Genomic DNA, 26,381 nt, shown 5'->3' on the forward strand with positions numbered 1-26,381 from the left:
CTCTCAGTAACCATTGTGTCGTTGGAATCTATTAATGTTATTAGTGCTACCGACACAGTTGAAAAACAACCCTTACTTAGAGACTAATGCAGCAATTGTATCGCTGCAAATAAAACATTGCTATTCCGAACTATCAACGGCGTAGTTGATTAAAAAGAAAACAAAAGCAACTGCTTTCTTTAACTATTTCATTCTTAACGCCCTATTTAATCGTTACAACAATGTAAACCTGAAAAGTGATTTATTTGCAAATATGTCGAGTATCATACCTTTTGCCTATTGACTGCGCCGAATCATTGACTACATTGGTCAATTAGTGACTAAAAATTTGGCAGCGGCTGAATTGATATTCACATTCGGGTAACGTTTTTAGGATAAGTTTCTCGATAACAACATCAGTAACTAAAATGCAATGAGGGATGTAAAGCATGGCTACAGGTACAGTAAAATGGTTTAACAACGCCAAAGGATTTGGGTTTATTTGTCCAGAAGGTGAGGATACCGATATTTTTGCTCACTATTCAACCATTCAAATGGAAGGCTACCGCACACTCAAAGCGGGCCAACAAGTTTCCTACGAGATTGAACAGGGGCCGAAAGGTTATCACGCTAGCGCTGTTGTTCCAATCGAAGGTCAACTTGCAAAATAATCGCTGCCAAACGTGTATTTGATGAAAAACCCGCCGAACTGGCGGGTTTTTTTATTGCTTAGAGGTGAATAACTGAAGGTTAAGCGCCAATGATCGCGTTCAAGGTTTGGCTTGGACGCATTAGTGCTGATGCTTTTTCAAACACTGGCGCATAGTAACCACCCAAATCACCCGGAGTACCTTGTGCCTGATTCAGCTCAGAGACGATAACCTGTTCATTTTCTTGTAGCTGCTTCGCAATCGGTGCGAATTCCGCCGCTAAATCAGCATCCGCCGTCTGCTCTGCTAAGGCCTCAGCCCAATAGGTTGCAAGATAGTAGTGACTGCCACGGTTATCAAGCTCACCAACTCTGCGCGATGGTGATTTATTGAGATCAAGGAACTTACCTGTGGCTTTATCAAGCGCATCGGCTAGTACTTTCGCTTTCGCATTTCCAGTGACAACACTCAAATGTTCCAAAGACGCCGCCAGCGCCAAAAATTCGCCTAACGAATCCCAACGCAAGTGGTTTTCTTTCTCAACCTGCTGAACGTGTTTTGGCGCAGAGCCACCAGCACCTGTTTCAAACAAGCCACCGCCATTCATCAAGGGAACAATCGACAACATTTTAGCCGAAGTACCGAGCTCAAGAATGGGGAATAGATCCGTGAGGTAATCACGCAGTACGTTACCCGTAACTGAGATGGTATCTTTACCCGCTTTGAGACGCTCAAGTGTGAACTGAGTCGCTTCAACGGGTGATAGGATCTGAATATCTAAACCGGCCGTATCATGATCAGCAAGGTAGACGTTGACTTTTTTGATCAATTCACGGTCATGCGCACGCTGATCGTCTAACCAGAAAATCGCAGGAACACCAGTAGCTCTGGCGCGAGTCACGGCTAGTTTCACCCAGTCTTGGATCGGTGCATCTTTCACTTGGCACATGCGGAAAATATCACCAGCTTCAACAGCTTGCTCTAGCAATACTTTGCCGGAGGTATCCACAACACGTACCGAACCCGCAGCATCGAGGATAAAGGTTTTATCGTGCGATCCATATTCTTCAGCTTTTTGCGCCATAAGGCCCACGTTTGGCACACTGCCCATCGTGGTGGGATCAAATGCGCCGTGCTTTTTACAAAAATCAATCACCGCTTGATAAACGCCAGCGTAGCAGCGATCGGGGATCAGTGCTTTGGTGTCTTGTTGCTTGCCATCTGGCCCCCACATTTGACCAGAAGCGCGCAGCATTGCTGGCATTGACGCATCAACAATGATATCGCTTGGGACATGTAGGTTAGTAATACCTCGGTCAGAATCGACCATAGCAAGCGGTGGCTGCGTGTTATAAACCGCTTGAATCGCGGCTTCAATTTCTTCTTTCTGTGCTTGTGGCAATGCTTGTATTTTCGCGTAAACATCGCCTAGGCCATTGTTGACATCAACACCTAATGAGTCAAACAACGCGCCATACTTCGCAAATACGTCCTTGTAGTACACTTTAACTGCATGGCCGAAAATGACTGGGTCAGACACTTTCATCATGGTTGCTTTCATGTGCAAGGAAAGCAGCACATCTTGCTGTTTCGCTGCTGCGATTTGTTGCTCGAAAAACTCAACTAACGCTTTTTTGCTTAGAACTGAAGCATCGATAATTTCTTTATCAAGCAGCGCAAACTCTTTCTTTAAGACTTTAGTCGAGCCATCATGGCCGACAAACTCAATTTTGACCTTAGTGTCACCTTCAATGGTGACTGACTTTTCTGTTCCATAGAAATCTTTGTCTTGCATGCTGGCAACATGTGAACGGGATTGCGGTGACCATGCGCCCATTGAATGTGGGTTTTTCTTCGCATAATTCTTGACTGATAATGGTGCGCGGCGATCGGAGTTTCCTTCACGCAACACAGGGTTAACCGCACTACCTTTGATTTTATCGTAAGTCGCTTTAATCGCTTCTTCTTCGTAGGCACTTGGTTCTTCAGGATAATTTGGTAGGTCGTAACCTTTTTCCTGCAACTCTTTAATAGCGGCTTTCAATTGTGGGACCGATGCAGAAACGTTAGGCAGTTTAATAATATTCGCTTCTGGTTTGGTCGCCAGTTCACCTAATTCGGCAAGCGCATCACTTACACGTTGATTTTCTTTTAAATGTTCAGGGAAGCTGGCAAGGATACGCGCAGCCAGTGAAATATCGCGGGTTTCAACGCTAATGCCTGACGAGGCGGTAAAGGATTGGATAATCGGCAATAAAGAATAAGTGGCCAGTGCTGGTGCTTCGTCTGTGATGGTATAAATAATTGTAGGTTTTTCTGTAGGCATGAAAAATTTCCCTATTTGTTCTAGCAGCACCATTGGATGAAACAGCGCTGTGTGATTGTCCGTGTCAAGTGGGTTAGCATCCTCGCGACTTGAACACGATAGCGTCACTCTTTCAAAAACTGAATCGAATGTCGTTGAGCGTTATCCGATTTTAGTCATTGAGTGAAAATACGTATACACCCAAACCCTTTATTGATACTGAATCCAAATAGCATGGGTTGAGTATAATTAAACAAAACTAGGATAATAGTCTATTATCTTGTGCGTCAATCCTGTTTCTGGGCGCGCAAATCATAGCTTAAATCCAAAGTTCAGAAAACTTTCAAACACACTTCATTTACATTTTTGCAAGGTAGTTAACATGTCATCCCGCTTGCGTCGTGATTCTTCATCAGTATCAAAACCCTCTGGCTCTTCTCATTTTAAACGGCGCGATCCACATCAGCGTTCAACCGCCCGCTCCTCCTCATCTGCAGAAGAGGTAAAAAAACGAGTATCACTTGCTGATCGAAAAGTCATCATCTTTAATAAGCCTTTTGATACGCTAAGCCAGTTTACCGATGGTGATGGGCGCAAAACTCTCGCTGATTTTATTCCCGTAAAAGAGGTGTATGCCGCAGGTCGCTTGGACAGAGACAGCGAAGGTTTGATGGTGCTCACCAATGACGGCATCTTGCAAGCAAGACTAACGCAGCCGCAGTCAAAATTACCAAAAACGTATTGGGTTCAAGTAGAAGGAGAACCCGCTCAAAACGATTTAGATAAATTGCGCCAAGGTGTAGAGCTAAAAGATGGCATGACGCTGCCTGCCAAGGTTGAGATTTTGCAACCGCCTACCTTGTGGGAACGTAATCCACCGGTTCGTTTTCGCGCACAAATCCCAACCACATGGCTTGCGATTACCATTACTGAAGGTAAAAACCGGCAAGTACGACGTATGACAGCGCATATTGGCTTTCCAACACTGCGCTTAGTGCGCTACGCGATGGGCGACACTGTTTTAGGCGATCTACAACCCGGTGAGTGGAAAGAAATTACCCTCTGACACCGCTCTCAAAAAACGGAAGCCTCTTTAATTTAAGAGGCTTCACTGTGTTTATTTATGGCGTTCTTTAAGCTTATCAATCACATCACTCAACGCTAATCCTTGGTCTTGCAATAGCACCAATAAGTGATAAATCAAATCAGCAGACTCACACACTAACTCCGCCTTATCGCCCGACGTCGCCGCAAGCGCAACTTCAACGCCCTCTTCGCCCACTTTCTGCGAAATACGCTTTGTTCCACGGGCATAAAGGCTAGCGGTGTAAGAGGAATCAGGGTCGGCACTCTTGCGGGCAGCCAATAGCTGCTCAAGCTGATGAAGCCACACCATTTGAGACTCTTCTTGTGCATCGTTATCCCAACAGGTTGTGGTTCCAGTATGGCACGTTGGCCCAATGGGATTCACTTTGACCAATAAAGTGTCGTTATCACAATCGAGCGCCATGTTTTTTAACTGTAACACATGACCAGAGGTCTCTCCTTTGGTCCAAAGGCGCTGTTTGCTGCGAGAAAAGAACGTCACTTGGCCTGTTTGCGCGGTTTTTTGCAACGCATCTTGGTTCATGTAACCCATCATAAGCACTTGACTTGATTGAAAATCTTGCACTATCGCCGGAACAAGGCCATCAACTTTGTTCCAATCAATACGCTCAGAAAGTGCAACCGCACTCGATACTTGAAAACTCATCGTCTTACCTCTACACCTTCTGCTTGTAAATATTGTTTTAATTCGCCGATATTGATGATCTGCTTGTGAAAAACCGATGCCGCCAACGCGCCATCGACATGAGCTTGTTGGTAAGCTTGCGCAAAGTGCTCCATCGTTCCCGCCCCGCCAGAAGCGATAAGTGGCACGCGACACACAGCACGTACCTTCTGGAGTTGCTGTAGATCATAACCATTACGCACGCCGTCTTGGTTCATCATATTCAATACGATTTCACCCGCACCACGTTTTTGTACCTCTTGTACCCAATCGCAAGTTTGCCACTGTGTTGCTTTGGTGCGCGTCTCATCGCCAGTAAATTGATAGACCTGATACTGACCCGTTTCTTGATCGAAGTAAGAGTCAATGCCGACCACAATACATTGCACGCCAAATTTATCCGCTAAGTCAGTAATCAACTGTGGGTTAGCGAGTGCTGGAGAGTTAATGGAGACTTTATCTGCACCAAATTCTAAAATTCGCGCAGCATCTTCGGCAGATTTAATACCGCCCGCGACGCAAAATGGAATATCAATCACTGCCGCGACACGCGCAACCCAACTTTTATCAACCACTCGGCCATCACTCGACGCGGTAATGTCGTAAAACACCAACTCATCCGCGCCCTCTTCGGCGTAGCGTTTTGCAAGCGGTACGATATCACCAATGATTTCGTGATTGCGAAACTGCACCCCTTTCACTACTTGTCCATCGCGGACATCCAAACAAGGAATTATGCGTTTTGCCAACATTCGAATGCCTCCTGAGCGGTGAACTTACCATCTAATAAGGCACGACCGACGATCACGCCAGCAACACCACTGCCTGTTAAGACTTTGATGTCCGCTAAGCTACCGATACCACCTGAGGATTGAAACTGTACTTGTGGGTACTGTTTGCATAAATCGATATACAACTCAACGTTAGAACCGGCTAGTGTGCCATCGCGGGAAATATCAGTGCACAATACGTGTGTCAAACCGACCGTTAGGTAATCATCAATCAAGGCTTCTATCGTTACACCTGAATCTTCTTGCCAACCTGAAATGGCCACTTTACGTGTGCCGTCTTGATCAATGTTGATGTCGAGCGCTAGCACAATTTTTTCTGCGCCATACTTTTCCATCCATCCTTTGACTAATTCAGGCTGTTTTACGGCCGTAGAACCGACAACCACGCGCTGCGCACCCGCATTTAATAAATCCACCACATCTTGCTCACTACGCACACCGCCACCAATTTGAATATTGGCAGGGGTACTGGCAAGCAGTTTGGCAATCAGATCAAGCTGTCGGGCTGAGGTATCTTTTGCACCCGTTAAATCGACAAGGTGCAACCAGTTAGCTCCAGCCTGATGATAGAGGCGAAACTGCTCTGCAGGATCCACTTTGTATTCGGTAACTTGACCATAATCGCCTTGAAATAAGCGAACCACTTGGCCATCAATTAAATCTAATGCTGGAATGATCATTGCTAATTCCCTTTTATAATTCCAAGAAGTTCTTGATCAGTGCTGAGCCTGCTTTGGATGAGCGCTCTGGGTGAAATTGGACACCATAGTAATTACCGCTTTGCAGCGCCGCGGTGAAAGGCTTACCGTATTCACATTCAGCAATCGTGTATTCACCGACGGGCATGGCGTAGCTATGGACAAAATAGAAATATTCACCTTGCTCAATGCCTTTAAACAGAGGATGGCCGCTTTCGGCATTGACCGTGTTCCAACCCATATGTGGCAGTGGTAAATCGCCTGTATCCATCAGGCGAACCTCGCCGTCACATAATCTCAAGCATTCAACAATATCATTATCAACAATGCCATTAGCTTGATCGCTAGCTTGCTGTCCTTTTTCTTCTGACAGCTGACCTAACAGTTGCATGCCTAAACAGATGCCGAGCAGTGGCTTTTCAACCTGTTTTACCAAGGTGATTAAATCGCGCTGTTGCAGATTTTTCATCGCCTCACTTGCCGTACCGACACCGGGTAAAAACAGCTTATCTGCCGTCAACACCACATCAGGATCTTTTGAAATAGTGACTGGGTAACCCAAGCGTTCGATGGCAAATTTCACGGAAGAAACATTAGCGCAGCCTGTATCAATGATGACAACCTTTTGCGGCTGGCTGCTGTTATCACTCATCGCTTCGCGGACTGACGACATTACAGTACTCCTTTGCTGCTAGGTAGTTCATTGCCTTCCACTTTAATGGCTTGGCGCAATGTGCGGCCAAAAGCCTTAAACAAACTTTCAATAATATGGTGATCATTCTCGCCACTGGATGAGAGATGTAGCGTACAGGCCAAAGTGTCGGTTAATGAACGGAAGAAGTGATATACCATTTCAGTGGAGAGATCGCCCACTTGCTCACGTGTAAAGGTGGCCTCAAATTTCAGATAAGGGCGACCCGATAGATCGAGCGCGCATTGTGCTAAACACTCATCCATCGGCAACGAAAAACCAAAACGACCAATGCCACGCTTATCGCCTAATGCCTCTTTTAAGGCTTGCCCGAGTGCTAATGCGGTATCTTCAATGGTGTGGTGATCATCAATGTGCAGATCACCATTGACGCTCAACTTCAATTGAAAACCACCATGGGTTGCGATTTGGTCAAGCATGTGGTCAAAAAAACCTAACCCCGTTGTAATCTGATTACCACCCGTTTCATCCAAATTGACCGCTACTTTGATGTCGGTCTCTTTAGTGGTTCTCACCACTTCGGCGCTGCGCGTTTTCACGGTTAAGTCTTTAACTATTTCACGCCATCCCATACTTTTCGGATGATACTGAATACCACGGATCGCCATATTTTCAGCCAGTTGCAGGTCGGTCATTCGATCGCCAATCACCACTGATTGCTGAAAATCGACTTTGCCTCCTTGCAGATACTCTTTAACCATCCCCAGTTTGGGTTTGCGGCAAGAGCAATTATCTTTTTCAAAGTGCGGGCAAATCAACACATCATCAAAGATCACTCCTTGGGACTGAAAAATGTCCATCATCATCGCATGAGGGGCATCGAAATCCGCTTGAGGATAGCTATCCGTCCCCAGTCCATCTTGGTTGGTGACCATCACCAGCCGATAACCCGCAGCCTGCAAAGCCAGTAGGCTTGGGATCACATACGGCTCTAGTTTCAGTTTGTCTAAACGATCAACTTGGAAATCAACCGGAGGCTCAACAATTAAGGTGCCGTCACGATCAATAAAGAGAATTTTTTGCTGTTTGCTCACTGGAATATCCTTTTCTATTGGCCAGTAACGTTACTTAAACGACTGGCTCTTTATTCATTTTGGGCTATTTATGGTGCTCGATTACTGATAATAATTGCGAATAAAAGCGAGTGTTTTTTCACACTCTTCGCGATTACCGATACTGATCCTCACACAATTTTCAATCGGAGAATTGCGTAAAATAATGCCGTGATCCCAAGCGGCTTTAAACAATGCATCGCCATCGGGAAATTTCACTAATAGGTAGTTTCCCCATCCTTCAAACACAGTTAAATTGGGCACCATATACAACCCTGCTTGTAAGTAAGCACGGTTTGCATTGAGATCCAACACTTGGAATTTGGTACGAGCAAGCCCAGCTTCCGATAACGCTTGCACGGCAATGTCTGCTACCGGAATTGGCACGGGATAAGGTGCAATTACCTTCTGCAGCACATCAATCAGCTCTTTATTGGCCAAGGTAAAACCGCAGCGCAAACCGGCAAGCGCAAACGCTTTAGATAAGGTGCGTAAAATCGCCAAATTCGGGTATTGCGCTAATAAATCAACGGTTGAGGCTTCTGGACAGAAATCAATGTAGGCTTCATCCATCACGACAATAGCGCGGTCTTTAGTCATTTCCAGCAAAGCAATAATATCTTGGCGCTTAACCAAATTGCCGGTTGGATTATTAGGACTACAAACGAAGATCAACTTCACGCTGTCCAAATTGGCACGAATGGCTGACAGGTCGAGCTGCCAATCTGCCGTTAATGGCACAACTTTACGCTCGACACCGAACGTTTCAGCGCTAATCGCGTACATACCATAAGTCGGCGGACAGTATAAAATAGCGTCTTGATTGGGCTCACAAAATGCGCGGATCAAAAGCTCAATCCCTTCATCGGCACCACGTGAGGTCAACACCTGCTCTGGCTGTACCTTGGCATAAGCCGCATACGCATCGATCATAGCTTTGGGTTGGCAATCACTGTAACGGTTCAAACGCACAAAATCGGTTTTGTACTCATTATTGAATGGCGATTCGTTGGCATTGAGCCACACATCACCACTGCCGCCAATACGGCGAGCCGATAAGTAAGGTTTCAGTGCTTGAATTTGCTTACGAGCCAGTTTTTCCATTATTTTTTCGCCTTTTGCAATTTTTCGACTCGAATGGTGACCGCACGTTTGTGTGCATCCAATCCTTCAGCTTCTGCCATTGTGACCACGGTTGGCGCTAACCCTTGTAAGCCCTCTGCGCTGAGTTCTTGCACCGTCATGCGCTTACTAAAATCAGCTAAACCAAGGCTAGAATAAGTACGCGTGTAACCGTATGTTGGCAAAACGTGGTTGGTACCCGAAGCGTAGTCACCGGCTGATTCTGGTGACCACTCACCTAAGAAAATTGAGCCAGCGTTATCAAGTAACGGCAACAGCTCACGAGGGTTCCGCGTTTGCACAATTAAATGCTCAGGACCGTAGTAGTTCGAGATAGAAACCGCTTGGGTCAAAGACTCAGCGATGATAATCAAACTAGAAGCCAAGGCTTTTTCTGCAATGGCGGCGCGAGATAAGCTTTTTAGCTGCTTTTGCACTGCATCTGTTACTTGATCGGCAATCACCGCTGAAGGGGTCACTAACACAACTTGTGAATCAGGTCCGTGCTCAGCTTGGCTAAGCAGATCTGCCGCGATAAAATCGGCATCAGCCGTATCATCAGCAATCACCAACACTTCCGAAGGACCCGCTGGCATATCAATCGCTGCACCGCGAAAATCATTGCTCACTTGACGTTTTGCTTCTGTCACGTAGGCATTACCGGGGCCGAAGATTTTGTCTACTTTAGCAACGGATTTAGTCCCATAAGCCATTGCTGCAATCGCTTGACCACCACCAATGTTGTACACCTCATCAATGTTACACAGCTTGGCCACGTAGAGGATTTCGTCCGCAATCGGTGGCGGTGAGCAGAGCACCACTTTACGACACCCTGCAATTTGTGCAGGAACACCCAACATTAATACGGTAGAAGGTAAAGGCGCACTGCCTCCGGGAATGTACAAGCCCACCGTATTAATTGGACGCGTGACTTGTTCACACACCACTCCCGGCTGCGTTTCCACTTTGATCGGTTGCAGCTTTTGTGCTTTATGGAACTTAGTAATGTTCTCATAAGCTTGTTGAAGCGCTTGTTTCATCTTGTCAGAAAGACGCTCGCACGCCGCATCAATCTCACCACTTGAAACGCGAATTGAATCCGGTTTCACGCGGTCAAATTTTTCAGTTAACTCAATTAACGCTTGGTCACCTTGCGCTTTCACCTGCGCAATCACGGCGCTCACAGCAGCAGTGACATTGGCTCCTTCAGTAATGGCCGGGCGTTCTAAAATTGCATCTTGCTGAGTTTCACTCAACGATTGCCAAACGACAGTTCTCATCGCCGTTACTCCATCATTTTATCGATAGGTAAAACCAAAATAGAACTCGCCCCTAATGCTTTTAGGCGCTCCATGGTTTCCCAAAATAGGTTCTCGGTACTGACCACATGTACTGCAACGCGATTTTTCTCCGCCGATAAAGGCAGCACTGTTGGGTCTTCCGCTCCCGGAAGTAAGTCTTTAATCGCTTCTAATTGATCAACCGGGGCATGCAGCATGATGTATTTGGACTCTTTGGCTTGAATCACGCCTTGCATACGCGTCAATAAACGAGCAATCAATGCTTGCTTATCTTCACTGAATTCACCTTGACGCTGAATGAGTGTTGCTTTGGATTGGAAGATAACTTCAGCCTCTTTGAGACCATTCGCTTCTAATGTTGCGCCGGTAGAAACAAGGTCAGCAATCGCATCAGCTAAGCCAGCTCGTGGCGCAACCTCAACAGAGCCTGTGAGCACACAAGTGCTAAAATCAATGCCCTTTTCATCCATGTACGCTTTGAGTAGCTGCGGATAAGTTGTGGCGATGCGTTTACCCGCCAAATCTTGAGGACCGTTGTATTGCTGATCTTTATTGATCGCGATGGATAAGCGGCAGCCGCCAAAATCAAGACGGCGCAGTGAAACAAACTCACTTTTCTTATTTTGCGACAAGCGTTCTAAACGCACCTCTTCCAGTTCATTCTCACCAATGAAACCGAGATCAACCACACCGTCCATCACCAGCCCGGGTATGTCGTCATCACGCACTAGCAGTAGGTCGATCGGCATATTGAGAGAGTGAACGACAAGACGCTCACCCATGATATTGAATTTCACGCCGCATTTTTTAAGTAGGTCTTGGCACTCTGAGCTCAAGCGGCCTTTCTTCTGGATGGCAATTCTTAGGCGTTGTGTTTGCATGACAATTTCCCTGTGCAATGTATTGAATGTATTTGGAATTGAGTTAAAGCAAAATGAAAAAACCCTCGGGAGATTTGCGTTCTCCCGAGGGTTTTAATCTAAATGCTTTGACTTAACCACCGGGAGTTTCCTGCCTCCCGGGTATGCGTACATCTCCCCGAAAGATTATTTAGGGTGATGGTGATGATGAATGTTCATTACAAAATTACGCATACTTATCAGCTCTTATTGGTTTGCTGTCTTGACTCCACACTAACCAAGCTGATGTTCTTTTTCAACTAAAAATTTTGCTTTTTTAAAATCTTTTTTCGCCGTCGTGCGCCAGTAATAAAAAAGGGAAACTTTCGTTTCCCTTTCATCAACTCTATTTAACCAAAATACAGCTACAACGTCTCGCAATGTGTCATTTTTGATTTCGCCATAGCGGCCATAATCATGCACACAATGATAAATGCAACAGAGGCACAAGCCAACGAGATCAGCACTGACGCTGTCATTCCTAAAACAACAAAACCGACACTCGAAACCAAGGCCGTAGCCAGTGCATACGGCAATTGTGTCGCAACGTGATCGATATGGTTACAACGCGCGCCTGTCGACGATAAAATGGTGGTGTCAGAAATAGGAGAACAGTGGTCACCAAAAACGGAACCAGCGAGCACCGCGCTCAGCATAGGGAGTATTAGAGCGATATCGGTCGCCGCAGCCATATCTCCAGCAATGGGCAACATGATGCCAAACGTTCCCCAAGAAGTGCCGGTTGAAAACGCCATCACGCCCGATAGTAAGAATAAGATGACCGGTAGCCAATGCGGATCAATATTACCTTGAACCAAAGATGACATATACGCACCGGTTTTCATGTCCCCAATAACAGAGCCAATTGTCCAAGCAAAAATCAGGATCAAAATCGCACCAAACATCGATTTAGCACCGATCCACAATGTATTACTGATGTCATTCATTGGCAGCTTTTGCTTAAACACAGTAAACAGAGCCATCGCCAAGCCAACTAGCCCGCCGTAAATCAATGAAGCGCCGACATTGGTGTTTTCAAACGCACCCAGTAGATCAAATGCTTTACCGTCTGCGGCTAAAGATTGACCACCCGTAAATAACATGGCTGAAATCGTTGCAATGATGAGTAATACGATAGGCAAAACCAGATCCAACACTTTGCCATGTTCGCTCTCTTTGATATCAAGCTCTTCATTTAACTCATGTGCGTCTTGGCTATCGTTTTCATTTGCGTCGTCGAATCCACGGCCTTGGGAGGCATTAATTTCATGCTGGCGCATTTGACCAATATCTAATTGGAACCACACCACCGCAAACACCATCAGTAATGCAAAAATGGCATAAAAATTCATTGGTACTAAACGCATGTACGCGCCCAATGCCGAATATTCGGTAATCCCGTGAGAAACGAGAATACCGCCAATAATCGTCATAATGTACGCGCCCCAACTAGAAGCTGGCATCACAACGCACATTGGTGCTGCAGTTGAATCAAGGATATAGGCAAGTTTAGCGCGAGATACATAAAAGCGGTCAGTCACAGGGCGAGAAATAGAACCTACGGCTAAACTGTTAAAATAATCATCAACGAAAATAAACACACCCAAAAATGCCGCCAGCAGTTTTGAGCCACGTTTACTTTTTACGCGGACTTGTGCCCATTCGGCAAAAGCACGAGTACCGCCAGACAAAGTTAATAGCGCGGTCATCATACCTAATAAAAGCAAAAATCCGACGATACTCATATTCCAAGTATTAATGCCGCCATCAGCAACAAAGACGCTTGATACCTTAGTAGCAACATAACTGAATGCACTACCAAAAGAATAATCCGCGAGTAATACCGCGCCTAATACAATACCGACACCTAATGAAACAAGTACTCTGCGTGTAAGAACAGCCAAACTTAATGCTACCAGAGGCGGTAACAGCGACAGAGGAGATGATGCAAAATCGATTAAATTCATGATCTTCAAAAACCAGTAAGTAAATGGTTAGAGATCTACTGCAGACAAATTACGAGCTAAGATAACCACGTAATTCATGTTGAACTAAGCGAAAGGGAAGCGAACACTTCACCCAACCCTACAGTAGCGCTCCATAGTTTAAAAAAAGAATAGACTATGGCAGTGTTGTTCCTATTCGAATACAACCCCAGCAAGCTGCTTTAATGTGCATACTTACTTCGGCGATAAAACCTTTCACTTTTGTTCATTGGCATTACCCCAACAAAAGTTACTATTTTTTACCGCACCTCTACGTCAAAGAAAGTACAATAAATCACCGTTATTAAGTCATTTTAACAATGATAAATGTCTTACTTCGCTTTAGGTAAATGACATTGTACTTAACAACGAATGCATTGCAACCGATCATGTCATCAAAGTGCATCAATTATTGGTCACATTCATTAAGAAACATTGAGACTTCTTTCATAATGTGGTGCAATGAATATCACGAAGATTATAATAAAAAACATTAATTATAAGTCTATCTAAAAATCATTGATGATCTTCTTGATACTACTACTTATGTATGAAATTAGCTCATCATTAACAAGTTCATATTTTTTTGATTTTTATTTATCTATAAAATTTTCATTAATATTTGAATCTAATATTGTAAGTACCAATTCAGCAGTTTATTATTGCTGTGTCGACTAAATTAAATCAAATAGGAATAGTCATGTCTGAATTAACAAAAACTCTACTTAATATTCGTAGCCTACGCGCTTTTTCTCGTGAACTCACTCTAGAGCAGCTTGAAGAAGCACTAGATAAATTAACGATCGTTGTTCAAGAACGCAGAGAAGCGGAAGAAGAAGAACGCTCTGCTCGCGCAGAACAAGAAGCGAAGCTGGCTGCGATTGCAGAACAGATTGCCAAAGACGGTATTGATGTAAGCGCATTAATTTCTGCACTTTCTGGTGAAACTAAGAACAAAGTTAAAGTTCAAGGCAAACGCGCACCTCGTCCAGCAAAATACAAATATCTTGATGCCAATGGCCAAGAAAAAACATGGACAGGTCAAGGTCGCACACCTTCTGCAATTCAAGAGCAACTTGATGCAGGTAAATCTCTAGAAGAATTCGAGATTTAATAATCTCTTTAGCAAATAAAAAGGCTCCTAACGGAGCCTTTTTATTATTTTAATCTTTTATCTTTCCCAATACGCTTCTTCTAAGCTGTCGTCACGTTCAGGTAAACCACGTGACAGACGAGGTGAATGCTGGGCTAGCACCTCATAACTGGCACGGTTGGAATATTTGCAAACTTGCGAGAAGGATGAATAGGTTAAAAAGTTATTCTGATGCTTGCTCGAATTAGGGACGTTCTCTTTATGATATTTATTGGCTGCCATATCATGCAGCAATGCCGATAACGCCGCATCTCCCGCACCATTAGTATTTTTAATTTTCTCAGGTCCACCCATATACGGTGAAATATGAGAATAAACACGTATCGGATTTTCACAACTTATTTTTGATGCTGGGCGACTAAATTCATAACGATTGAATTCAGCAATAGAACCAGGTAATAGTGGCAACGATGTTTCACGTTTCGCCGCATCTTCAGTATATCCTGCCATAAATAAACCGACTGGGCCTGCGGTGCATAATACAAGATCAACCCAATTTAAGGCTTTATTTGACGCTGCAAGGGGATCACTTTCCCCGGTTAATGCTTCGGCTTCATCTTCATTCATGGCAACAACAGTGACATGATCACGCAAAAAATTTTGCCAAAATTGAGGGTCATCTTGAATAACAAATTTAGTGCCTAAGGTTAAAACAACAGGTACATCATATTTCTTAGCATATTCAATCGCTCTCATTGTTGCCTCTGGCATTGGATCACCAGTTTTGCAGCGAATTAAATAAGCAGTCAGAACTAAGGCTGAAGCACTTTTAAATATTTTTTCTGGAACACTTTCTGCGCGAAGTTGGTTCATTTGCCCTTCACTAATAGCAAAGGTTCTTTCTCCATCCTCTGTGATCAAGGCAAAGCAGCGCCCAATCGCTCCATCGACCGCTTGTAAATAATTCAGATCCATCCGACTTGATGTATTACATAAATAACGATAACCGTAGCTACCAATTTTTATATCTTGGCTCATCACACCTAACAACGTTGAGCGATCATCTGCCAGCACCGAATAATTGTGTAATGTGTTGCCAATCGTTCCCCCAGCATATTCGTTAGTAATCAGACCATTTTGTTTGAGCTCAGTGTACAAAGCTTCGGCCTTCTGATCGTCAATCACTAACGAATGGCCTTTACTAAGCTCATATTTTTCGATGAGGTCAGTATTTACTTTCGCTTCTATATCCACCAAGGTCTGGTCGATACCAATAATATGTGTACGTGACATTTTTTTATTTTCTTGTGCTTGGATAACAAGTGGGTCACGTGCATGAACAGGAAAGTAATGCTTTGATTTGCGTTGGCCAGGAAATTTCATAACGTCAGTCTGAGTAGAGGAGAAAAAGATGCGCGATTCTACCGCGCACCCATTAGCGCGGCAACTAAGGCAACTATAGCAAACGTTTGCTCTTGATTATTTTTATTCACCTTCCATAAAGCTGAGATCAGGTAACCTATCTAAATGCTCTGAATAGCGTTTTAGGTCAAATTGCCCTTCGTTTTTCATCACATCAAAAATCTCAATTGCAAGCGCACAAGCAATAGAGGCAACGGCATCCTCCCTTGAGTGACCTGTCATCATCAAGCGCATCAAGGTTTCTTTGACCTTTAACGGATTTCCGTCCGCGAGTTGATTCTCTACTGTTTCGATGAGGAATGCGTCATCCATAATCTGATTGTCATCTTGCATTTTGTGGCCTTTTATTACGCTTTAAAATGGCACGCACTATGCCATAAGCCATTGTAGAATTCTAAAACTAATTTCTGCTGACATTGACAGATACGACGCCAATTAAACCAGATAGAAGTGTGATTGCTGTCTCGGATCTGTCGCGACGAAAATCTTTCTGCTAGAATCTGCGACCAAGTCAATTGAGTGGTATTAAGTAATGTCAGACAACCGCAGCGCAAACAGCCAAAAGAAAGTCATCGTCGGCATGTCCGGTGGTGTTGACTCCTCCGTTTCGGCGTATCTTCTCAAAGAGCAAGGTTATCAAGTCGAAGGCCTGTTCATGAAGAACTGGGAAGAAGATGATAACGAGGAATATTGTACAGCGGCGGAAGATTTAGCCGATGCACAAGCCGTGTGCGATAAGTTAGACATCCCTCTTCATACCATTAATTTTGCCGCCGAATATTGGGACAACGTATTTGAATATTTCCTAGAGGAATATAAAGCAGGGCGAACTCCCAACCCAGACATTCTTTGTAACAAAGAAATCAAGTTTAAAGCCTTTTTAGAGTTTGCAGATGAAGTGCTAGATGCCGATTATATCGCCATGGGCCACTATGTTCGACGCACCTTCCCTGAAGGTAATGACAAACCACAAATGCTGCGCGGCTTGGACAACAACAAAGACCAAAGCTACTTCCTGTACACGTTAAGCCATGAACAAGTGGCCCGTAGCTTATTTCCTGTGGGTGATTTAGAAAAACCCGAAGTTCGACGCATTGCGGAAGAACAAGGTTTGGTGACGGCGAAGAAAAAAGATTCAACTGGTATCTGTTTCATCGGCGAGCGCAAATTTACCGACTTCTTGTCTCGCTATTTACCAGCACAACCGGGTAAAATTGAAACACCAGAAGGTCTCGTTATTGGTGAACATCAAGGCCTGATGTACCACACTTTAGGTCAACGCAAAGGGTTACACATTGGTGGCCAAAAAGGCGGTGGCGGTAACGAAGACCCATGGTATGTCGCTGATAAAGATCTTAAACGTAACGTTTTGATTGCAGTCCAAGGCGCTGATCACCCATTATTGAAATCTCATGGCTTGATCGCTTCCCAATTACACTGGGTTGATCGTACACCAATCCAAGCAACGCTAAGCTGCACGGTAAAAACGCGTTACCGTCAAACGGATATAGCGTGTACCATCATCCCTATTGATGATGAAAACATTAAAGTCATTTTTGATGAGCCACAAGTGGCCGTCACGCCTGGTCAATCCGCGGTTTTCTATCAAGGCGATGTGTGTCTTGGCGGTGGAATTATTGAGCAGCGAATTTAAACAACTTAGGAGTAATAAACGTGGCTAACACCCTTTATGACCGTACCATCGCTTTTGCGGGTATCTGCCAAGCTGTCGCTTTAGTGCAACACGTAGCAAAAAATGGTCACTGTGATTCAGACGCGTTTGAAACTTCTCTAACGGCTATCTTAAGTACTAATCCAAGCAATACACTTGATGTCTTCGGCTCTGAGGCCAACTTAAAAATTGGCCTCGAATGTTTGGTGAAAGGTATTGATAGCACGCCATCAGGGAGTGAAATCACTCGCTATATCATTAGCCTGATGGCATTAGAGCGTAAATTAAGCGCTCGTCGTGATGCGATGTCACAGCTGGGCGATCGTATTCAAACGATTGAACGTCAAGTCAACCATTTTGACTTGCTTGATGATCAGATGATCAGCAACCTTGCCAGTATCTACTTGGATGTTATCAGCCCTATTGGCCCAAGAATCCAAGTCACTGGAACCCCTACCATACTTCAACAAACTTCAACCCAGCACAAAGTGCGCGCCTTACTCCTTTCAGGAATTCGTTGCGCTGTCTTGTGGCGTCAGGTTGGAGGAAAGCGTCGCCATCTGATCTTCGGTCGTAAGAAAATGATCGAACAAGCTCAGATTTTATTAGCTCGAGTCTAATATTGACGCAAAGAATTCACTCTCACACTTAACCTCAAAATTCAGGAGAAAAACATGGAACTGTCAGCCTTGACTGCTGTTTCACCGGTAGACGGCCGCTACGGAAGTAAAACGATTGCGTTACGCAGTATCTTTAGTGAGTTTGGTCTCCTCAAGTATCGGACCATTGTTGAAATTCGTTGGTTACAGAAGCTTTCAGCCACTGCTGGAATTGCCGAAGTTCCAGCATTCAGTGATGAAGCCAATCAATTTCTTAATGCGATAGCAGACAATTTTAGCGAAGAAGATGCCGCTCGTATTAAAGAAATTGAACGCACAACGAACCATGATGTTAAGGCTGTAGAGTATTTCTTAAAAGAAAAAGTAGCGGGTGTTCCTGAGCTGCACGCCGTTAATGAATTCATTCACTTTGCTTGTACTTCAGAAGACATCAACAACACATCTCACGCGCTAATGCTCAAAGAAGCGCGCGATACCGTGCTTCTTCCTGAAATGCGCAACATTATTGATGCGATTCGTCACTTAGCAGAAGAGTATCGCGATATTCCGTTATTGTCTCGTACCCACGGACAGCCAGCATCACCAAGTACTATGGGTAAAGAGATGGCTAACGTAGCGTACCGTATGGAACGCCAATATAAGCAGATTGCCAATATCGAGATTCTCGCAAAAGTAAACGGCGCAGTAGGTAACTACAACGCTCACCTTTCAGCCTATCCAGAACTCGACTGGCATACCTTTAGTGAAGAGTTTATCACTGAATCGCTAGGTGTGGCGTGGAACCCTTATACCACACAAATTGAGCCACATGATTACATCGCAGAGCTATTTGATGCCGTTGCCCGCTTCAATACTATTCTGATCGACTTCGATCGTGACATTTGGGGCTATATCGCTTTGGGCCACTTCAGACAAAGAACCATTGCGGGTGAAATTGGTTCATCGACAATGCCACATAAAGTCAACCCGATCGATTTTGAAAACTCAGAAGGCAACCTAGGCCTTGCTAATGCCGTGTTCAATCACCTAGCACAAAAGCTGCCTATTTCTCGCTGGCAACGTGACTTAACAGATTCAACCGTGCTGCGTAACCTTGGTGTGGGTGTTGGTTATGCGATCATCGCCTACACTTCAACGCTAAAAGGGATCAGTAAACTGGAAGTGAACCGTGATGCGCTGCTTGCTGAGCTCGATAAAAACTGGGAAGTCCTTGCTGAACCAGTGCAAACAGTTATGCGCCGCTACGGCATCGAAAAACCGTACGAAAAATTGAAAGAACTCACGCGCGGTAAGCGAGTCGATGGTGAAGCAATGCGCCACTTTATTGATAGTCTTGCGCTACCTGAAGCTGAAAAAGCACGCTTGAAAGAGATGACACCAGCCAACTACATTGGCCAAGCAATTGAGTTAACCGACAAATTGTAATGCTCTTCAATCTAGCCGATTAATGACAAAGCCCACTTAGTGGGCTTTGTTTTTTAAGGTCGTATTTTATGTTATATCGTTTTTGATACCATAAAAAACGTTAGGCGTACTGCTGTTCAAACTCTTGCATAAAATCAACTAAGGCTTGAACGCCTTCCAGTGTCATCGCATTGTAAATCGAGGCTCGCATACCACCCGCGACTCGGTGACCTTGTAGCGAGACTAAACCACGCGCTTCAGCCAACTCTAAAAACGTACTATCCAACTCTGGTTTCACTAATTGGAAAGGCACATTCATCAGTGAACGGTTGTCTGGGTGAATGGTATTGCGATAGAAAGGTGACTCATCAATTGCGTTATAAAGCAGCGCTGCTTTCTCGCGGTTGATTTTCTCAATCGCCGCGACACCACCCTGCCCTTTTAGCCACTTGAACACGAGACCCGACAAATACCACGCAAATGTAGGCGGCGTGTTGAACATAGAATCTTGTTCAGCTTGCACTTTATAATTCAAGATAGTCGGCAGCACATCACTGGCTAAATCAAGCAAATCATCACGAACAATCGCAATACAGATCCCCGCTGGCCCAATGTTTTTCTGCGCTCCCGCATAAATGACTCCGTACTTTGAGACGTCTATTTGGCGCGACAAAATCGTAGATGACATATCAGCTACAATCGGTTTGCCTGTATCTGGTAAATCATTAATCTCAATACCATCTATCGTTTCATTCGGACAAAAATGCACGTAAGCCGACTCAGGATCGATTTTCCATTCGCTGGCTGGTAATACCGCTGTTTTGCCCTCTTTGGTCACTTTGGCGTTGAAAACATCGATTTCACAATATTTCTTCGCTTCTTTGACCGCACTTTCAGCCCAGTAACCCGCATCAATATAGGTCGCTTTAGTCGCATCGCCTAATAAGTTTAAAGGCACCGCCGCAAACTGAGCGCGCGCTCCACCCTGACAAAATAATACTTTGTAATTACTCGGGATATTAAGCAAATCTCGCAGATCTTGCTCCGCTTCTTGAGCAACATGAATAAAAGGTTTACTGCGATGACTAATTTCCATAACGGACGTGCCAAGCTCGTTCCAGTTAATAAACTCGGCTTGCGCTTTTTCCATCACGGCTTTAGGTAAGGCTGCTGGGCCTGCGCTGAAATTATAGACTGGGCCCGCTTGATTTGATTCCATGAGTTCCTTGCTCCTGCTATCGACAATTAATGTGATTAATACCACTTTTTGATGTGGATAAAAAGCGAGAAAAGAGCTTCTATCGGCTCTTTTCTCTTACTGATTGCTAAAACTCGCGAAATCGTTTGCTTGAGCGCCGTTCGCTATCGCATCAATGCCGGAAGTAATAGTGTCAATAGCGGCATTTGATTGCCATTTTCAAATTCCAAGTTGCCCTGTTTCAGTTCAGCTTGGAGTCGATATCCTTGATCGGTTTGCTGCATAATTTCCATCACAACAAGCTCATCAATACCTTGTTGGATAAAAGGAAAATCTTCAACCAGCTGGTTAGAAATGAAGGTATCAATGTGGCCGGTTAAGGCTGGTAAAATGGTACTCGGATCTTGCACCACATTATTTGTCCCTTCAGGAACCGCTATCTTCCAGTTTGATTCAAACTCACCTTGGCCAACTTTTAGCGCCATTTTATTCATCGATAGATAAAAACCTTTCTCGAATAATGATTGCACATAAGGTAGTGCTTGCTGAATGTCCTCATCAGAAAGTTCTGGGCTGTTTTGGTACAGCGTTGAAAGCTTCTCAAAAGCGTCACCATCTAAATCACCCAAGGTAAAATCAAGATTGAGGTCCTTCACCTCGCCTTCGCTATAAGTTAATTTATCCATCTCAATCAAGTGATTACTATCAAAACGAGAAGGCTCTCCTTTTAATACCGAATCAAAGGAATAACGCATGTTGTCCATACTCAGCGTATTTTCACCTAGGCCATCGACAAGATTAATTTTTGCTAACGCCAATGACTGTTGTCCTAGCCAGAAGCCTTTATCTTGTTTACCTATACCTTGACCAGTTAGCTGTGAAAGCATCATTTTTTCACCACTGGTAAAATCCAACTCAACAGAAGGAACATTCAGTTGATAAGTGATTTCACCTAGCACCGAAATATCACCTTTCAATGTGGCGGGCGTTGTCGAGAACGTCATCTCGCCATCTTCACTTTGGTAGTGCCAACTGTCTAGCGCCACAGTGTATTGAGTATTGCCATTCAACTGCGTGATACTGGTCATCGTCAATGGTAGATTTTCTTGATCAGCTATAACGGATGTTGCTGTTAAACTCAACAGGCCATGCTTAACCTCGCTATTGACTAAAACTTGGGTCGGTAAACCATCGGCAACCAACTGTTGTTTGAGCGTTTTATCTGCAATCTGATAGCGGGTTTGCACGGTTGATGAAAGGTAACCGCGCTTATAACTGACAATGTCCGCCTCGATTGAACCTGAAGAGATATTTGCAATACCGTTAGTGATCACCTTTTCACCGATTTGCCCGACAGCCAACGGCCAGCATGCTGCTAAGACGATAGCACCACCAACCGCACCAATGATTTTTAACTGTTTCATAGTGTTCTATTCCTGAAGATTTTACCCAGTCTACCGTAAACAATTGAAAATCAAAACATGGTGTTAGGTCAGAGTATTGCTAAGATGTGATGAGAAATTCTAAAACCTAGCTCTCAAACCCACTGCGTAATACTTGCTACAGTAGCCAAAACAGCGATGACAGTAGAGGCTTGTGTGAACCATTACGCACTACTTTGTTTAGACAATAACCCAATCAGCACAGAACAGTTGCGAGCTGAGTTAGCTCCGTTCGCCGCTAAATTTGATCTTCATACAGCGGACACCATAGATGAAGCTGAGCAAGCCCTAGAATATTTGCACGAACAGCAACAAACGATTGCATTGGTCATTGCCAGTCACCATGAGCAGTTTGATGGTGCGGATTTTTTGACTCAACTCGATAAATCAACCCACACGCGTTCAGCGCGGAAAGTGCTGATAAGCTGCGGACAAGATATTCAAGCCATTCTCAACGCCGTCAATGAGGGGCGATTAGATCACTGTCTCACTAAGCCACTACAAAATAACGTGCTCTATAAAACCGTCCAAAAAGAGCTCACGACCTACATCTTAGATCACGATAAAGACAACATTCTCAACTACAGCACAATACTTGATCAACAGCGCATCTTACGCGCGCACATCGATAATAAAATGCGCAGTTATCGAGATGGTTTTATCTCCGATTACCACAAGCTTTCTGATACAGAACTGGCTGAGCAAGTAATTGGTGCTTTACACCAATTTTTTGAAAATGAAGATGAAACTCGCGCCTGCCGTACATACTCCACTAATCACTTTCTTACCAAAGAGGGAGAAGAGAACCGCTTTCTTTGGTTCATCACTGAAGGTGAAGTGGCCTTGTATAAAAAAGATGATTTAGGGCAACAAAGAGAAGTGGTTCGCCACAAAAAAGGCAACATTGTTGGTGGTATGTCTTTTGTGACTGGTGAGAAATCTTTTTCTACTGCCGTCACCCTGACTAAAACCGATGTGATTAAACTAGACCGAGATGTGTTTGCAAAAGTCATGCATTCGGATTCTCGGCTATTGCCCCTATTTACTAACTTGCTGCTCCGCCATTTTAACCGCCGCTTACAACGCAGTATTAACACTAAATTGCAACTACAAAAAACGCTCGAATCACTTGAATCAGCTCATCAGCAATTAATCGAGCGGGAGAAAATGGCCATGCTCGGTCAGCTTGTTGCCGGTGTCGCTCATGAGCTAAACAATCCTATCGCCGCAATTTTACGTGGAACCGAAACATTGTCAGACAAGATTGAGCACTTAGTCCAAGAGACTGAACATAAAAATCTGCAACATAAAGGCAGCCAACTATTAAGGAATGCACTTTCAGCCAAACCTACTTCTACATCAGAAGAGCGGGAACGCGCTAAAGCCATAGAAAATGAAATTCATCATCGTTTGATCGCGAAAAAATTGGTCAAACTCAATCTAGATGATGATCTTGCGCTCCGACAATCGGCTAAACACGATCCCGAAAAAACGTTAGAAACACTGGAACAGTTAGAAAACTATTTCCTAACAGGTAGTACACTTCGTTCTATCAATGTTTGTGCACAACGCATCGCCGATATGGTACGAAGCCTCAAAGGGTATGCTCGCCCTGATGATGAAGCGCTGCACAAGGTCAATATTCATGAAGGTATTGAAGACACTCTGGTTATTTTCGAAAATCGTCTTAAGCGCCACAAAGTCGAGAAAGAGTATGCCGACTTACCTTTGATTACCTGTCAGCCGATTGCATTACAACAAGTATGGACAAACCTCATTTCCAACGCTATTGATGCCTTCCCAGCCAATGGCGTACTGCACATTGCAACCACATTAGCAAAACAGGGTAATCAATCTTTTGTGACCATCAGTTTCACGGATAATGGTTGTGGGATCCCGTACGAGCAGAAAGAGCGTATCTTCACATTAAATTACACGACGAAAAAAGAAGGTAACTTTGGACTCGGTATTGGGCTTTCTGTCTGCCAACAAATAGTCCACCAGCATCAAGGTTGGATCGATGTTCAATCTGAACAGGATAAATACACGACAATGACGGTATGGCTGCCAGTTAGTCGATAACTTGTCGTGCTGATGATTAAGGAGAATATCATGAACAAATTTTTGATCTTATGCGTGGACGATGAACGTGAAGTATTGGACAGCGTCATACAAGACCTCGACGAATTTGAAGAGTTTTTTATCTTAGAAGCCGCAGAGTCTGTTGCAGAGGCAAAAGAAGTGATTGCCGATCACCAAGCTCAAAATATCAAGCTGGCTTTAATTTTGTGCGATCACATTATGCCCGAACAAACAGGCATTAGTTTCTTAATTGAATTAAGCCGCAATGAAGAGACGCAACATACACGCAAAGTACTACTAACAGGCCAAGCAGGGCTAGAAGACACCGTAGAAGCGGTGAATCATGCCAGCCTACATTTTTATGTAGCCAAACCTTGGGATGGGAACAAACTTCGCGATGTTATCAAAGATCAATTAACACAATATATGATTGAAAACGAATCAGATTTAATGCCTTGGGCCAGAGTCTTGGATGCCGAGAAAATCTTCAATGCGATCGCACAAAACCGCATCAGTTTTGGTGAATAAAATATCCTAACGAAGAAATGGCACTCTCTTTGCTTATTTTTTGCGAAGACAACAAAAGAATGACACTTTTTAATGGCGACAATGTCAATCTATGCACTATGATGTCTAAATTCTTTAATGTCACCGCGGGTATTCCGCGACTGACCATGGAAATAAACTAAAAATATAGGTTTATAGTGACTATGCGTAAAACAATCATTGCAGCCGCTTTGCTGCTAGCCTCAGGCCAAACACTGGCAGAAATAGACCGAAATAGCCCATCCGTCATGAGCAATTTTAGTTACGACTATATCGAAGCTCGTATTGGAGCAAGTCCAGTCACCTTTGGTGCTGCGATGAGCAAATCAATTCACCCAAATGCACATGTTATTGGTCGTATAGACTCTGAGTTTGAAGGTGATTTTGACGCAGCCGCAGGTTTTGGCTTTCATGCTCCTATTAACAACTGGGCTGACTTCACGGGTGAAATGCTATTACGCGTCGTAGATACCCGCGATAATAAAAGCACCGATACCGGAATGGAATTAAACCTTGGCGTACGTCAATGGCTTGGACCACAGTTAGAAGTTGGTGGCAAAGGTGGCTTTGTTTCTATCGATGACAATGATGACTGGATTGCGTCTGTTTATGCCCGTTTTCATTCTACAGAACTTTTCTCTCTCGGTGCCGAGGCTCGCATCAATGATGCTTACGGCGATCAACTGATGTTTACGACTCGTTTTAAGTTCTAGGTGTAAGCTAAATACAATAAAAAGCCGAGACGTAAGACTCGGCTTTTTATTTGATAACTATTTATTTGATAACTGTGCTACAAAACTGTCAGCGTAATGAGCAGCTTTCTAATAATTGACGCTTGCGAGGCTCTTGCAGCAATTTCCAATGAATACCTTCGATCGCACCAGCAAACTTCCACAGTAGTTTTACATCGACGTCACTACCGTACGTTTTTCTCACTTTAGAAAATATCGTAGGAGCACCTAAGCGCATGAACGTTTCCACATCATTGATGCCCGCTTTTTTAACCATACGCTCTAACGTTAACTGCATGTTTGGTAAATCACGTAGTCGACGGCTTGCAGAGGATTTTTGAAAACTACGTTGCTCAACAGAATAGCGAATGGAACGTTCAATGATCGTATCTAGGCTCTCATGATTGCTCACAAAAAGCTCAGTAATATCATAATAATTAACGGTTGCTGTAGTCTGCTTTTTAACGTGTTTGTATTTTTCGCAGCCTAATTTTGTGAGTGCATCATCGAGCTCTTCACCTCCACGAATAAAAACAGACTCTTCACTAATCAGTGAATACATCGCTTCTTTTTGGAAAAGCCCAACACCGCCAAACATTGAACGCTTTTGAAATGCGCCAAATTTAATAACGTAATTGAAAAATGCATGCTCAATCATATCCATTGACCCTTAATCAAGTTCCCCGATTAATAGTGATCACCAGATAGCAGCGTATTTTTGCGAATAAAAAGAGTAAGTTAGTAACAAGCTTGTAGTAGTTTAGTATTAGCTTGCTTAATATGGGTACTATCATAGTTAACGATACAAAATAAGTCTGGGCATACATCACATCAATAGACATATCTCAGCAGAGTTATGAGATAGAAATCACATCATTGTGTTTATGAATAAATTTTTTTGACACA

Annotated in this window: 24 protein-coding genes, 1 riboswitch and 1 other annotated feature; of the genes, 9 read left to right on the forward strand and 15 right to left on the reverse strand. The window is 44.0% G+C overall.

Features of this window, described 5'->3' with window-relative positions:
* Positions 1–428 precede the first annotated feature (428 nt).
* The gene (gene cspD / locus N5E84_RS06905; RefSeq protein ID WP_013857087.1) at positions 429–650 is read left to right on the forward strand and encodes a cold shock domain-containing protein CspD; all 222 of its coding nucleotides are present in this window, start codon (positions 429–431) and stop codon (positions 648–650) included.
* A 79-nt stretch (positions 651–729) separates the two neighbouring features.
* Here the strand turns inward: cspD and N5E84_RS06910 are convergent, their stop codons facing one another.
* Positions 730–2,955: an NADP-dependent isocitrate dehydrogenase gene (locus tag N5E84_RS06910; RefSeq protein WP_029388165.1), complete on the reverse strand. Its 2,226-nt coding sequence runs from the start codon at positions 2,953–2,955 to the stop codon at positions 730–732.
* A 361-nt stretch (positions 2,956–3,316) separates the two neighbouring features.
* Between N5E84_RS06910 and N5E84_RS06915 the strand changes: the two genes are divergently transcribed.
* A complete protein-coding gene (locus tag N5E84_RS06915; RefSeq protein WP_206499661.1) occupies positions 3,317–4,000 on the forward strand; it encodes a pseudouridine synthase in 684 nt (227 codons plus the stop codon).
* Positions 4,001–4,051: 51 nt separating this feature from the next.
* Here the strand turns inward: N5E84_RS06915 and hisIE are convergent, their stop codons facing one another.
* The 9 genes from hisIE to N5E84_RS06960 all read right to left on the reverse strand — a co-directional run bounded on the left by hisIE (position 4,052) and on the right by N5E84_RS06960 (position 13,247).
* Entirely contained in the window at positions 4,052–4,687 is a 636-nt protein-coding gene (gene hisIE / locus N5E84_RS06920) for a bifunctional phosphoribosyl-AMP cyclohydrolase/phosphoribosyl-ATP diphosphatase HisIE (protein WP_017043909.1), read from the reverse strand.
* Positions 4,684–5,457: an imidazole glycerol phosphate synthase subunit HisF gene (hisF, locus tag N5E84_RS06925; protein WP_017044649.1), complete on the reverse strand. Its 774-nt coding sequence runs from the start codon at positions 5,455–5,457 to the stop codon at positions 4,684–4,686. Before hisF ends, hisIE begins: the two co-directional genes overlap by 4 nt.
* Complete coding sequence (gene hisA, locus N5E84_RS06930) at positions 5,439–6,176, reverse strand: 1-(5-phosphoribosyl)-5-[(5-phosphoribosylamino)methylideneamino]imidazole-4-carboxamide isomerase (RefSeq protein ID WP_019281965.1); 738 nt, start codon at positions 6,174–6,176, stop codon at positions 5,439–5,441. Before hisA ends, hisF begins: the two co-directional genes overlap by 19 nt.
* Positions 6,177–6,189: 13 nt before the next feature.
* Positions 6,190–6,867, reverse strand: a complete 678-nt coding sequence (hisH, locus tag N5E84_RS06935) for an imidazole glycerol phosphate synthase subunit HisH (RefSeq protein ID WP_019281966.1) — start codon at positions 6,865–6,867, stop codon at positions 6,190–6,192.
* Positions 6,867–7,940 carry a bifunctional histidinol-phosphatase/imidazoleglycerol-phosphate dehydratase HisB gene (hisB, locus tag N5E84_RS06940; protein ID WP_019281967.1) on the reverse strand — a complete coding sequence of 358 codons (1,074 nt, stop codon included), beginning with the start codon at positions 7,938–7,940 and terminating at the stop codon, positions 6,867–6,869. Before hisB ends, hisH begins: the two co-directional genes overlap by 1 nt.
* A gap of 81 nt (positions 7,941–8,021) precedes the next feature.
* On the reverse strand, positions 8,022–9,062 hold the full coding sequence (hisC, locus tag N5E84_RS06945; protein WP_017043905.1) for a histidinol-phosphate transaminase: 1,041 nt from the start codon (positions 9,060–9,062) through the stop codon (positions 8,022–8,024).
* A complete protein-coding gene (gene hisD, locus N5E84_RS06950; protein ID WP_019281968.1) occupies positions 9,062–10,360 on the reverse strand; it encodes a histidinol dehydrogenase in 1,299 nt (432 codons plus the stop codon). The genes hisC and hisD overlap by 1 nt, the downstream gene beginning before the upstream one ends.
* A 5-nt stretch (positions 10,361–10,365) precedes the next feature.
* Complete coding sequence (gene hisG / locus N5E84_RS06955; protein WP_026027608.1) at positions 10,366–11,262, reverse strand: ATP phosphoribosyltransferase; 897 nt, start codon at positions 11,260–11,262, stop codon at positions 10,366–10,368.
* 53 nt (positions 11,263–11,315) lie between these two features.
* Positions 11,316–11,452 (reverse strand) — a sequence feature (His leader region).
* A 193-nt stretch (positions 11,453–11,645) separates the two neighbouring features.
* Positions 11,646–13,247: a Na+/H+ antiporter NhaC family protein gene (locus N5E84_RS06960; protein ID WP_029388167.1), complete on the reverse strand. Its 1,602-nt coding sequence runs from the start codon at positions 13,245–13,247 to the stop codon at positions 11,646–11,648.
* 116 nt (positions 13,248–13,363) lie between these two features.
* Positions 13,364–13,547: riboswitch (Lysine riboswitch) on the reverse strand.
* Positions 13,548–13,965: 418 nt separating this feature from the next.
* Here N5E84_RS06960 and N5E84_RS06965 point away from each other — a divergent pair.
* On the forward strand, positions 13,966–14,379 hold the full coding sequence (locus N5E84_RS06965) for an H-NS family nucleoid-associated regulatory protein (protein ID WP_017043902.1): 414 nt from the start codon (positions 13,966–13,968) through the stop codon (positions 14,377–14,379).
* A gap of 57 nt (positions 14,380–14,436) precedes the next feature.
* Here the strand turns inward: N5E84_RS06965 and N5E84_RS06970 are convergent, their stop codons facing one another.
* Both N5E84_RS06970 and N5E84_RS06975 read right to left on the reverse strand, forming a co-directional pair.
* Positions 14,437–15,741: an inosine/guanosine kinase gene (locus tag N5E84_RS06970; RefSeq protein WP_019281970.1), complete on the reverse strand. Its 1,305-nt coding sequence runs from the start codon at positions 15,739–15,741 to the stop codon at positions 14,437–14,439.
* Positions 15,742–15,843: 102 nt separating this feature from the next.
* Entirely contained in the window at positions 15,844–16,113 is a 270-nt protein-coding gene (locus N5E84_RS06975) for a hypothetical protein (RefSeq protein ID WP_013857103.1), read from the reverse strand.
* A gap of 199 nt (positions 16,114–16,312) precedes the next feature.
* Here N5E84_RS06975 and mnmA point away from each other — a divergent pair, with 199 nt between their 5' ends.
* From mnmA to purB, 3 genes are read left to right on the forward strand one after another with little or no spacing between them, the layout of a single operon-like run.
* Entirely contained in the window at positions 16,313–17,434 is a 1,122-nt protein-coding gene (mnmA, locus tag N5E84_RS06980; protein ID WP_013857104.1) for a tRNA 2-thiouridine(34) synthase MnmA, read from the forward strand.
* Positions 17,435–17,454: 20 nt separating this feature from the next.
* Positions 17,455–18,072 (forward strand): high frequency lysogenization protein HflD, encoded by a 618-nt coding sequence (hflD, locus tag N5E84_RS06985; protein ID WP_019281971.1) that lies wholly within the window; start codon positions 17,455–17,457, stop codon positions 18,070–18,072.
* 54 nt (positions 18,073–18,126) lie between these two features.
* Complete coding sequence (gene purB / locus N5E84_RS06990; RefSeq protein ID WP_019281972.1) at positions 18,127–19,497, forward strand: adenylosuccinate lyase; 1,371 nt, start codon at positions 18,127–18,129, stop codon at positions 19,495–19,497.
* Between the two features lie 100 nt (positions 19,498–19,597).
* Here purB and serC read toward each other — a convergent pair whose 3' ends face one another.
* Both serC and N5E84_RS07000 read right to left on the reverse strand, forming a co-directional pair.
* The gene (gene serC / locus N5E84_RS06995) at positions 19,598–20,695 is read right to left on the reverse strand and encodes a 3-phosphoserine/phosphohydroxythreonine transaminase (RefSeq protein ID WP_029388168.1); all 1,098 of its coding nucleotides are present in this window, start codon (positions 20,693–20,695) and stop codon (positions 19,598–19,600) included.
* A 143-nt stretch (positions 20,696–20,838) separates the two neighbouring features.
* A complete protein-coding gene (locus N5E84_RS07000) occupies positions 20,839–22,098 on the reverse strand; it encodes a DUF945 family protein (protein ID WP_019281974.1) in 1,260 nt (419 codons plus the stop codon).
* 174 nt (positions 22,099–22,272) lie between these two features.
* Between N5E84_RS07000 and N5E84_RS07005 the strand changes: the two genes are divergently transcribed.
* The 3 genes from N5E84_RS07005 (at position 22,273) to N5E84_RS07015 (ending at position 25,457) form a co-directional block, all read left to right on the forward strand.
* Positions 22,273–24,198 (forward strand): ATP-binding protein, encoded by a 1,926-nt coding sequence (locus N5E84_RS07005; protein WP_206499660.1) that lies wholly within the window; start codon positions 22,273–22,275, stop codon positions 24,196–24,198.
* Between the two features lie 30 nt (positions 24,199–24,228).
* Positions 24,229–24,726: a response regulator gene (locus N5E84_RS07010; protein WP_026028033.1), complete on the forward strand. Its 498-nt coding sequence runs from the start codon at positions 24,229–24,231 to the stop codon at positions 24,724–24,726.
* A 182-nt stretch (positions 24,727–24,908) separates the two neighbouring features.
* Positions 24,909–25,457, forward strand: coding sequence for a hypothetical protein (locus tag N5E84_RS07015; RefSeq protein WP_026028034.1), 549 nt, complete (start codon positions 24,909–24,911; stop codon positions 25,455–25,457).
* 88 nt (positions 25,458–25,545) lie between these two features.
* Here the strand turns inward: N5E84_RS07015 and N5E84_RS07020 are convergent, their stop codons facing one another.
* Positions 25,546–26,139, reverse strand: coding sequence for a TfoX/Sxy family DNA transformation protein (locus N5E84_RS07020; protein ID WP_013857112.1), 594 nt, complete (start codon positions 26,137–26,139; stop codon positions 25,546–25,548).
* Positions 26,140–26,381: the final 242 nt, after the last annotated feature.

This window comes from Vibrio sp. J502 (genome assembly GCF_025397955.1).
Taxonomy (GTDB): domain Bacteria; phylum Pseudomonadota; class Gammaproteobacteria; order Enterobacterales; family Vibrionaceae; genus Vibrio; species Vibrio anguillarum.

Excerpts from the sequence above, each read along its gene's own strand:
- cspD (WP_013857087.1), top strand. The coding sequence starts at position 429 with ATGGCTACAGGTACAGTAAAATGGTTTAACAACGCCAAAGGATTTGGG.
- N5E84_RS06910 (WP_029388165.1), bottom strand. The coding sequence starts at position 2,955 with ATGCCTACAGAAAAACCTACAATTATTTATACCATCACAGACGAAGCA.
- N5E84_RS06915 (WP_206499661.1), top strand. The coding sequence starts at position 3,317 with ATGTCATCCCGCTTGCGTCGTGATTCTTCATCAGTATCAAAACCCTCT.
- hisIE (WP_017043909.1), bottom strand. The coding sequence starts at position 4,687 with ATGAGTTTTCAAGTATCGAGTGCGGTTGCACTTTCTGAGCGTATTGAT.
- hisF (WP_017044649.1), bottom strand. The coding sequence starts at position 5,457 with ATGTTGGCAAAACGCATAATTCCTTGTTTGGATGTCCGCGATGGACAA.
- hisA (WP_019281965.1), bottom strand. The coding sequence starts at position 6,176 with ATGATCATTCCAGCATTAGATTTAATTGATGGCCAAGTGGTTCGCTTA.
- hisH (WP_019281966.1), bottom strand. The coding sequence starts at position 6,867 with ATGTCGTCAGTCCGCGAAGCGATGAGTGATAACAGCAGCCAGCCGCAA.
- hisC (WP_017043905.1), bottom strand. The coding sequence starts at position 9,062 with ATGGAAAAACTGGCTCGTAAGCAAATTCAAGCACTGAAACCTTACTTA.
- hisD (WP_019281968.1), bottom strand. The coding sequence starts at position 10,360 with ATGAGAACTGTCGTTTGGCAATCGTTGAGTGAAACTCAGCAAGATGCA.
- hisG (WP_026027608.1), bottom strand. The coding sequence starts at position 11,262 with ATGCAAACACAACGCCTAAGAATTGCCATCCAGAAGAAAGGCCGCTTG.
- N5E84_RS06960 (WP_029388167.1), bottom strand. The coding sequence starts at position 13,247 with ATGAATTTAATCGATTTTGCATCATCTCCTCTGTCGCTGTTACCGCCT.
- N5E84_RS06965 (WP_017043902.1), top strand. The coding sequence starts at position 13,966 with ATGTCTGAATTAACAAAAACTCTACTTAATATTCGTAGCCTACGCGCT.
- N5E84_RS06970 (WP_019281970.1), bottom strand. The coding sequence starts at position 15,741 with ATGAAATTTCCTGGCCAACGCAAATCAAAGCATTACTTTCCTGTTCAT.
- N5E84_RS06975 (WP_013857103.1), bottom strand. The coding sequence starts at position 16,113 with ATGCAAGATGACAATCAGATTATGGATGACGCATTCCTCATCGAAACA.
- mnmA (WP_013857104.1), top strand. The coding sequence starts at position 16,313 with ATGTCAGACAACCGCAGCGCAAACAGCCAAAAGAAAGTCATCGTCGGC.
- purB (WP_019281972.1), top strand. The coding sequence starts at position 18,127 with ATGGAACTGTCAGCCTTGACTGCTGTTTCACCGGTAGACGGCCGCTAC.
- serC (WP_029388168.1), bottom strand. The coding sequence starts at position 20,695 with ATGGAATCAAATCAAGCGGGCCCAGTCTATAATTTCAGCGCAGGCCCA.
- N5E84_RS07000 (WP_019281974.1), bottom strand. The coding sequence starts at position 22,098 with ATGAAACAGTTAAAAATCATTGGTGCGGTTGGTGGTGCTATCGTCTTA.
- N5E84_RS07010 (WP_026028033.1), top strand. The coding sequence starts at position 24,229 with ATGAACAAATTTTTGATCTTATGCGTGGACGATGAACGTGAAGTATTG.
- N5E84_RS07015 (WP_026028034.1), top strand. The coding sequence starts at position 24,909 with ATGCGTAAAACAATCATTGCAGCCGCTTTGCTGCTAGCCTCAGGCCAA.
- N5E84_RS07020 (WP_013857112.1), bottom strand. The coding sequence starts at position 26,139 with ATGGATATGATTGAGCATGCATTTTTCAATTACGTTATTAAATTTGGC.